Consider the following 9,039-nt stretch of genomic DNA (forward strand, 5'->3'; position numbering starts at 1 on the left):
CCCGGCCGTTCGCCGTCGAGGAGCCCCCGGACGGGTCCGTTTCGTGTGACCACGTGAAACCCGTTAGGCCGTACGGCGTTAGCAGGACGTACGGACCGGCGTGCGCGCCCCCGCCCCGCGCCGGTCCGTGCGACGACGCCGACCCCGGCCTCACGGGCCGCACGAGCACGAGTACGAGGGACACGATGACGGACCCCATGCCGGCCGGATCCGGCCGGCGCAGACTTGCCGCCCGCTGCCGCAGCATCACCGAGGCCCCTCCGTTCGGGATGGGCGTCTTCGCGGTGATCCTGCTCAACGCGGCGCTGATGGGCCTGGAGACGTACAGCGGGCTGGCCGCCGAGCACCGCCAGGTGCTCCAGGCCGCGGAGCAGTCCTGCCTCACCCTCTTCACGCTGGAGATGCTGCTGCGCGTGGGCGCCCACGCCGACCGGCCGAAAGCATTCTTCCGGGACCCCTGGAACATCTTCGACCTGCTGATCGTCACCTCCGCCTTCCTGCCGTTCCTGCGCGAGAACGCCACCGTCCTGCGGCTGCTGCGCCTCGCACGCGTGCTGCGCACCGCCCGCTTCCTGCCGCACCTGCGGATCCTGCTGCTGGCGGTCGGGCGCAGCCTGCCGGGCACGGCCAGCTTCCTGTTCATCGGCGCCCTGGTGGTGTACGTGTACGCCATGGTCGGCTGGGTCTGCTTCGCCGCCTCCGACCCGCAGCACTACGGCTCGATCGGGCGGGCCGCGCTGACCCTGTTCCTGCTGACCACGCTGGACGGGCTGACGGACGCGGTCCGGGCGGGGCTGGAGATCTCCCGGTTCAGCATCCTCTACTACGCCTCGTACGCCCTGCTGGCCTCCTTCGTCCTGGTCAACGTCCTGATCGGGGTCGTGCTCAACTCGCTGGACGAGGCGCGGGAGATGGAGGAGGCGGACGCGCGGGCCCGGGAGCGCGCGGCGAACGCCATGGACCCGGCGGACGAGGTCCGGGACCGGATCGCCGCGGCCCGCCTGGCGCTGGACGACCTGGAGGCGAGCCTCGATCTGGCCAGGTCCGTCCCGCCTCCCGGGCCGGAACCGGAGCTCCTGGCGGAGCGGCGGCTCGAAGCCGCCAGGTAGCGGCCCCACCGCCGGGGACGCCGCCGGGCCCGGGCGGCCGGGTTTCGGCCATCCCCGGTGTCCGCGTTCCCGGCCCTTGCCCCAACTCACCCACCCCGTGCGAGAGTTGCCACGACACCGAGCCGCTGGGCAACGGGGAGGGTGGACGGTCATGAGTACCGAGGTGCGTACGGTCGAGGTCCCGCTGGGGGACGGCACCGACGGGGTGCTGCGGGTGCAGATCCGCGAGGTCGACGAGTCGCTGGCGCGGGTCGGGCGCGGCGGCGGCTCCGTCGCACGGGCGTCGCGCTCCTTCGGGGAGATGGTGGACAGCATCCGGCCGCTGGCCGACAGCTTCGTGGGGCGGCTCAGCGGGCTCGCCCACCGGCCGGACGAGATCACCCTGGAGTTCGGGGTCTCCCTGTCGGCCGAGGCGGACATCGTCATCGCCAGCACCACCACCCAGGCCAACTTCGGCGTGACCCTGACGTGGAACTCCCCGGCCCCGCGGAACGCCCCGCAGGGCGACCCGCAGAGCACCCCCTTATGACGGCGGCGGGCGGGGCCGGCCAGGCGGACGCCGTGCTCGGCTCCGCCATCGTCCGGGTCGCGGGCCCGGCAGGACCGGTCGGAGTCGGCTTCCTGGTGGCCCCCGACCTGGCGCTGACCTGCGCGCACGTCGTCGCCGACGCGCTCGGCGCGCCCCGTGCGCAGGTCCCCGCGCCGACGGGCGTCCTGACCCTGGACCGCCCCCTGTCCGGGGCCTCCCGGCAGGTCCCGGCCGAGGTGGAGCACTGGGTTCCGCTGCGGGCGGACGGCACCGGGGACATCGCGGTCCTGCGGCTGCGGACGCCCGCCGCGGGTGCGGGCGCGCTCCCCATGGCCTCCCCCACGAGCGTCTGGGACCACCCGGTCCGGGTGGCGGGCTTCACCGCGGCCTTCCCGGGCGGCGTCTGGCACGCGGGCCGGCTGCGCGGATGGACCGCCGAGAACTGGGTGCAGCTGTCGGGCGCCGACCAGCAGGGCGTCCCCGTGGACCGGGGCTTCAGCGGCAGCCCGGTCTGGGACGATGAGGCCGGGGCCGCAGTCGGCATGGTGGTGGCCGCCCAGCTGTCCGGAGACCGGCAGAGCTTCGTGATCCCCACCCGGACCCTGATCGCCGAGGTCCCCGCGCTCGGCCCCCTGCTGAGCCCCGCCTCCCCGTTCCGGGGCCTCGCCGCCTTCCAGGAGGCCGACGCGGAGGTGTACTTCGGCCGGGACCCGGAGGCCGAGGACGTCGCCGGGCTGCTGGACGGCGGACCGCGCTCCCGGGTGGCCCTCGTCGGCCCGTCCGGCTGCGGGAAGTCCTCGCTGGCCCTGGCCGGGGTGGTGCCCCGGCTGCGCGCCCGGGGGTACGAGGTGCTGGTGGTGCGGGCCGCCGAGGGGCTGCCGGTGCGCACGGCGCTCGCCTCGGAACTGGCCCGCCTCGGCGGCGGGTCGGCGGGGCCGCGGGAGCTGGAGGAGGACCTGGCCCGGCGCGGCCTCGCCGCTGCGGCCCGGTCGGCCCTCGGCGACCGGGCGGGCCGGCTGCTCGTCGTACTCGACCAGGCCGAGGCGCTGCTCGCGGAGGGCCGGTCCGGCGACGACGGCTCCGCCGCGCTGCTGTTCCCCGAGCGGCACCCCGCCGGACTGCGGGTGCTGCTCACGCTCCGGGCCGACTTCCTGGAGGCGGCCCTCGCGCACCCCGTCCTCGGCCCCGCGCTCGGCCGGGCGGCGGTCCGGCCGCTGCTGCCGATGACCCGGGCCCAGATGTCCGAGGTGATCCTGCGGCCGCTGGCCCGGATCCCCGCCGTTTCCTACGACCCCGGGCTGGTCTCCCGGATGCTCGACGACGCCGGCGCCGAGCCCGGGGCGCTGCCGCTGCTGGGGTTCGTCCTGGCACGGCTGTGGGACGAACAGGCCATGGGCCGGCTGCGCTTCGCCTCGTACGAGGAGATCGGCGGGGTGCGCGGCGCCCTGGGCCGGCACGCGGAGGCGGCCTGGCGGGCGTGCGTCGCGGAGGCCGACGAGGAGGAGGCCCTGCGGCTGCTGACGGCGCTGGTCAGGATGGCGCCGGGCGGCGAGGCCCCGCTGCGCGGGGTGCTGAGCCGGGCCGACGCCGGGGAGGAGCGGTGGCGGATCGCCGGCCTGCTCGCCGAGCGGCGGATCCTCGTCGTGGGCGGGGACGCGGAGCGCGGCCAGACCGTCGAACTGGCCCACGAGGCGCTGATCGGAGCCTGGCCCACGCTGGCCCGCCGGGTCGCGCAGGACCGGGAGTTCCTCACCTGGCGGGCCGGCTTCCGGCGCGACCTGGACCGCTGGGAGGAACTCGGCCGGCCCCGCGACCAGCTGCCGACGGGTGCACCGCTGGACGCCGCCGTCACCCAGACGGGCCTGCGCGGCGACGAACTCTCGGCGCGGGAGCGGGAGTTCCTCGAAGCGGGACTGGCCCGCCGCACCGAGGAGGCGGCCCAGATCCGGCGCTCCCGCAGGGTCAGGCAGGCCGCCGTCTCCCTGCTGGGCATCCTGCTGGTCATCGCCGTCCTCGCCTCCTGGCAGCTGTACGGGGCGAACGGCAAGCTGGACGAGGACCTGCGCAAGGCCGCGTCGCCGCAGATCGCGCAGCTGGCGGGCCGGCTGGACGACGTGTCGCTCACCAGCTCGGGGCTGATGAGTGCGGCCGCGTACCGCACGGCCCCCGGACCCGAGGCGGAGACGGCCCTGTTCGAGCAGTACGTCCGTATGCGGCACGTCGATCAGGTCGTGCTGGAGGGCAAGGGCGACGTACGGGACGCGGTGCTCAGCGAGGACGGCGACCGGGTCACCGTCGGTCTGCACAACGGCGACGTGCTGCGGTCCGACCTCACCGCCAATCCGCCGCACGTCTCCCAGATCCGGGACGGCAGCGCGCGACTGATCACTGCCTCGCCCGACGGCCTCACGGTTGCGGGCTCCAACCCCATCGGCCTCATCACCCTGGCCTCCTACGCCGCCGCCGGCGAGCCGCGCACGCTCCGGCTGCGCGACACCGGGCAGGCCCGTGACAACGCCCGGCCGGCCAGCGACCTCCGCTTCGACGACTCCGGGCGCCGACTGCTCGCGGCCGTCCCCGCTGAGGGGGTCTCGGTGTGGCAGACCGCCGACGGAACACGCCTCGGCAGCACCCTGGCTCCGCCCACCGGATGGAGCGTCTCCCACGCATGGTTCGGGCCGGGCGGCGACAGCGTGATCGGCCGAATCGTCCCCGAGGGCTCCGCCTCCCACGCGAACGGAAGGCTCGTGCGCTGGCAGTTGTCCGACGGCCGCCGCGACGAGCCCTGGGGCGCCCAGGAGACGGGCCCCGTCACGGTCAGCGCCGACGGATCCACCCTCGTCCAGTGCACTTCCGAGGGAGTCCTCCAGGTCTGGGACCTGGCCGGACAGCCCAGGGTGCGGAAGCAGTACAGCACGAGTCAGCTGGGGCTGGTATGCCCTCTGTACGTACCCCGGCTCGACCGGACCGGACGCTTCCTGGTCAACCCCGCGCAGCGCTTCGGGCCAAGCCTGGGCCGGTACCGGTTCCTGGTGCTTGACCTCCAGGAGGGACTGCCCGCCACGATGGACCTGCCGGCCGCCGCGCAGCAGGACGAGTTCGTCGCCGGCTCGGCGGCGCTGCCGGCCGTCAGCCTGACCGGTCCTCCGGACGCCATGAAGGTGGCGGTCAGCGCGAGGGGCACCGTGGTCGTCGCCAAGGTGCCCCGGCCGACCGGCTTCGACAGTGCCATGCTCACGAGCCTGATCCGCAGCGTGGACACGGACCACGGCCTGGTCGCCACCGTGGAGGCAGACGGCGGGACCCTGCGTCTGTGGGACCTGGCGACGCGCCGCCAGCTCGCCGCGGTGCGCCCCTCGACCCCGCTCTCGCGGATCTACCCCATGTTCAGCACCAACGGCAAGCGGCTGCTCACCGTCACGACGGACGGCCTCGGGGTGCTGGTGTGGGACGTGAACACGACGGGCGGCGGTACCGCACTGGCCGAGGTCCGCCGCCTCGGTCTGCCCGCGCCTCCGGGCATCGACCCCGCGCGCCCGGACCCCCGCACGGGCCGTACACCGGCCTGGGTCAACGTCTGGTTCGACGGTGACGACCACGCGGTGGTGTCGGCGGTCTCCTACGTGACTCGGTGGAACCTCAACACCGGCACGCAGATGGGCAAGACGTACCGGCCCTCGGTTCAGGAGCCGGTCGAGCTGTCGGCCGCCACCGCGGCCGTCTTCGCCGCGGCCCGCCCGGGTCACGGACAGGCGGCAATCCGCAGCGGCGGGGACCAGATCCAGATCTGGGACTTCGAGGAGGGCAAGGTGGTCGACACCTTCACCTCCGACAAGGGCAATCCCCGCCACATGGCTTTCGACCAGACCGGCCGACTGCTGGCCATGGTCACCGTGGACGGGGTCCTCAGGATCCGGGACATGGAGAAGAAGAAGTGGAAGAACCTGGCCTACCAAGGTGTCCAGTGGCTGAACGGGTTCCCCACCCGTTCCATGCTGAGCACTGTGGCCACGACCAACTCCTTCACCTTCTGGGACGTGGGACGGGGCACGGAGCTGTACCACTTCACCCCCGGCTACGGCGCCACCGGGGACTGGTCCGCCGACGGCACCAGGCTCGCCTGGTCCGAGGGCTCGGCGGTGGAAGTGCTGCCCCTGGACCCGGAGCAGTGGCGCAAGCGCGCCTGCGAGCTGGCCGCCCGCCCGCTGACCGACGGCGAACGCGACCTCATGCCTCCCGGCGCCCGCTCCGACGCCTGCGCCGCACTCAAGAAGTGAGCCCCCGCCCGGGGTGCGGGCGGGGGCTCGGACACCGCGGCGTCAGCCGCCGTCGCGGACCGCGACGATGCCGTTGAACACGCCGACGTACGCCGTGCCGTCGGGGCCGAGGGTGATCGGCGCCCAGTTGTTGTCGTACAGGGGTCCGGTGCCGGTCAGCCGGCGCCAGCGGCGCTCACCGGTGCGGAAGTCGACCGCGGTGAGGTACCAGGAGTCGATGCCCCAGAAGTTGGGCTCCTTCTCGTAGAAGTAGAGCAGCCCGTTCGCGGTGGAGAGCTTGGGGACCACGGAGGGAGCGCGGATCGCGCTCTCCCACACCGTGTCGCAGCCGCTGCCGTCGGCGCGGACGTCGATGCGGCTGACGCCGCCGACGACCGACTTGCCCAGGAGCAGCGAGGTGGGGTTCTCGTACCCGTAGTTGTTCTCGACGATGATGCTGTTGCCCCAGGTGATCAGGGAGTTGTCGGTGGTCGAGGCGCCGGATCCGAAGACGGGCACCTTGCACACCAGCCGCCGGTCGGCGGGGACGTCGGTGCCCCGCCGGTAGACCAGGACGTTCATCCGGTCGTCGGCGTTGTCGGTGATGGCGACGTAGCCGTCGCCGAAGAGGTCGGGGGTGGTGCCCGAACCCTGGTTCACGGAGCCGGGCTTGGTGCCGGTCCCGCGGTCGTAGGTCTGGCGCCACTGGGCCTCGGGGGTGCCGTCGGCGCGGGCGCGGAAGCTGTACAGGGCGTGGTCGGTGACGATGGAGACCCCGTCCTCGGCGACGGAGAAGGAGTTCTGGATCTCCTCGCCCTCCAGCCGGATCGACCGGATGTGCCCGCTCGCCGGGTCCACGGTGCCGACGCGGCCCTGGCGGGTGACCCACCAGATGCGGCCGTTCCAGTCGGGCATGACCGAGGTGACGGGGTCGCAGGTGCCGCTGGGCCACAGGTTGGTCCAGCTGACGCAGTCGTGCGGGACCTGGCCGGTGAGGTCCCAGTCGTCGTCGACCGTGAACTTCCAGCTCCCGTCGGGGTTCTGGGAGTGCGCCAGGCGCAGGACGTGCTGGCGGGAGTCGGCGAGCACGGCGCGGTCCTGGTCGTCCAGGTAGAAGTAGGCGCCGCCCGAGGTGTCCTTGAAGATCTTCGCGAAGTCGAGCGAGGTGATCGCCTCGACCGTGGAGGAGCGCTGCGGGAGCTGGTGTTCCGCGAGCGTGGCGAGCGTACGGGGCTCCAGGAGCTTGACCTTGAAGCCGGAGAAGGTGCCGCAGACGGTGACGAGGCGGCCGCCGGCGTCGAAGGTGGCGGTGGCGCACTCGCCGCCGAGGGCGGCGATCTTCTCGCTGGTGACCTGGGGGTTCCTCCCCAGGGGGCCGGACCACGGCGAGGTGGCGCTGCCCGCCGCGTCGGAGTGCATGCCGCTGCGGCCGTTGGGCGCGAGGAAGGGGTGCTGCGGCGGGGCCTCGCCGGGCAGCGGGGCGGCGGTCGCGGGTGCGCCCTCGTAGTGGCTGACCAGGCGGTGGCCCGGGGCCTTGGGGATCTCGTCGGCCCGGGCGGCGGGGGCGAGCCCGCCGAGCACCGTCAGGGCGGCGAGGGCTGGGACCGCGGCGCAGTTCAGCGCTCTTCGGAACATCCGGTCATCCTCCTTGCTCCTCAGTGTTGTTGACATTGCGTCTGACATCGCGCCGCCGCCAGACGCTAGATCGCACTGCCCGAGGAGTCCATGGACGAGCCGGATGGTTCACGAAGGCGCAACAGTTGATCAGCTGTCCGCGATGTCGCTCCAGTGCGCCGTGCGGTCGCACCAGCGGCCGAGCAGCACCGGGTCGTGCCCGACGGCCAGCAGGCCGGCTCCGGTCTCCTTCCGGTACTCCTCGACCACCCCGACCAGAGCGGCGGTGGTGGAGGCGTCGAGCATCGCGGTCATCTCGTCGCAGACCAGCCAGCGCGGCCGCAGCACCAGCGCCCGGGCCAGGCAGGCGCGCTGGAGCTGGCCGTCGCTGACCTCGTGGGGGCGCCGGGCGAGCAGGCCGGCGCCCAGGCCGACCCGGTCGGCCAGCCCGGCGACGGCCGCTTCGGCCTCCGTACGCCGGCCCGTGGCGCGGAGCGGTTCCGCGACGAGGTCGTACAGGCTGAGGCGGGGGTCGGCGGAGAGACGGGGCTGCTGGAAGACGACGCCGACTCCGGTGCGCAGGGAGCGCGGGGCCCGGTGCCGGAAGCTCGGTCACCGCGCGGCCGTCGAAGGCCACGGTCCCCCGGTCGGGCCGGTGCAGCAGGGCGGCGACCCGGGCCAGGGTGGACTTGCCGCAGCCGCTGGGCCCGAGCAGCCCGAGGGCCTCGCCGGAGTGCAGCGCGAGGTGCGCGTCGCGTACGACGGGGCCCCGGCGGTCGTAGCCGGCGGTGATGCCCTTGAGCTCAAGCACGGTGGCAGGCCACCCCTTCGGTGAGCGGGGGCCGTCCGGCCCGGCAGGTGTCGTCGGCGAGGGCGCAGCGGGCGGCGAAGGCGCAGCCGGGCGGCAGGTCGCCCAGTTCGGGCGGGGCGCCTGGGATGGGGGTGAAGGCCCGCTCGGGCAGGGCGTCGAGCAGGCCCCGGGCGTAGGGGTGGCGGGGGCCGGGCGTGGCGAAGAAGGTGTCGGCGGGCGCGAGTTCCACGATCCGGCCCGCGTACATGACGGCGACGGTGTCGGCGATGCGCTGGGCGGCCGCCAGGTCGTGGGTGATCATCAGCAGGGCGCGGCCGGCGTCCCGGGTGTGGGCGCGCAGTTCGTCGACGGTGCGTTCCACGAGCTCGCGGTCGAGGCCGGTGGTGGGCTCGTCGGCGAGGAGCAGGGGCGCGTCGCCGATGAGGGCGAGGGCGGTGGCGGCGCGCTGGGCGAGGCCGCCGGAGAGCTGGTGGGGGTGGTGGTCGAGGTGGCTTTCGGGGAAGGCGGCGCGGGCGGCCGCGGCTTCGGCGGCCTTGCGCGGGTCTGCGGGGCGGGTGAGTGCCCGGACGGTCTCCTCCAGGTGGGAGCGGACGGTGCGGACGGGGGTGAGGTGCGCGGCGGGGCTCTGCGGGACCAGGCCGACGCGACGGCCGCGTACCGTGCGGGCGAGGGTCTTCTCGTCGGCGGCGAGGAGGTCGAGGCCGTCGCCGAGGCGGGCCG

5 protein-coding genes and 1 pseudogene are annotated in these 9,039 nt (G+C 74.3%); 3 read left to right on the forward strand and 3 right to left on the reverse strand.

The window, feature by feature from the left end; translation table 11 throughout:
- Positions 1–185: 185 nt before the first annotated feature.
- The 3 genes from SSNG_RS05255 (at position 186) to SSNG_RS05265 (ending at position 5,915) form a co-directional block, all read left to right on the forward strand.
- Entirely contained in the window at positions 186–1,109 is a 924-nt protein-coding gene (locus tag SSNG_RS05255; RefSeq protein ID WP_042800567.1) for an ion transporter, read from the forward strand.
- 151 nt (positions 1,110–1,260) lie between these two features.
- Positions 1,261–1,638, forward strand: coding sequence for a CU044_2847 family protein (locus SSNG_RS05260; protein ID WP_042800568.1), 378 nt, complete (start codon positions 1,261–1,263; stop codon positions 1,636–1,638).
- Entirely contained in the window at positions 1,635–5,915 is a 4,281-nt protein-coding gene (locus SSNG_RS05265) for a trypsin-like peptidase domain-containing protein (protein ID WP_042800570.1), read from the forward strand. Before SSNG_RS05260 ends, SSNG_RS05265 begins: the two co-directional genes overlap by 4 nt.
- Positions 5,916–5,957: 42 nt before the next feature.
- Here SSNG_RS05265 and SSNG_RS05270 read toward each other — a convergent pair whose 3' ends face one another.
- The 3 genes and pseudogenes from SSNG_RS05270 to SSNG_RS05280 form a co-directional block, all read right to left on the reverse strand.
- Positions 5,958–7,529 (reverse strand): hypothetical protein, encoded by a 1,572-nt coding sequence (locus SSNG_RS05270; RefSeq protein WP_042800571.1) that lies wholly within the window; start codon positions 7,527–7,529, stop codon positions 5,958–5,960.
- Between the two features lie 129 nt (positions 7,530–7,658).
- Positions 7,659–8,319, reverse strand: a pseudogene (locus tag SSNG_RS05275) (ATP-binding cassette domain-containing protein).
- The coding region (locus SSNG_RS05280) for an ABC transporter ATP-binding protein (protein WP_007262764.1) at positions 8,312–9,039 on the reverse strand (728 nt) is incomplete at its 5' end. The gene SSNG_RS05280 and the pseudogene SSNG_RS05275, both read right to left, overlap by 8 nt.

Source organism: Streptomyces sp. C (genome assembly GCF_000158895.1).
Lineage (GTDB): Bacteria > Actinomycetota > Actinomycetes > Streptomycetales > Streptomycetaceae > Streptomyces > Streptomyces racemochromogenes.

What these genes read in the sequence shown, in the direction of transcription:
- SSNG_RS05260 (WP_042800568.1), top strand. Translation starts at nt 1,261, where the DNA reads ATGAGTACCGAGGTGCGTACGGTCGAGGTCCCGCTGGGGGACGGCACC.
- SSNG_RS05265 (WP_042800570.1), top strand. Translation starts at nt 1,635, where the DNA reads ATGACGGCGGCGGGCGGGGCCGGCCAGGCGGACGCCGTGCTCGGCTCC.
- SSNG_RS05255 (WP_042800567.1), top strand. Translation starts at nt 186, where the DNA reads ATGACGGACCCCATGCCGGCCGGATCCGGCCGGCGCAGACTTGCCGCC.
- SSNG_RS05270 (WP_042800571.1), bottom strand. Translation starts at nt 7,529, where the DNA reads ATGTTCCGAAGAGCGCTGAACTGCGCCGCGGTCCCAGCCCTCGCCGCC.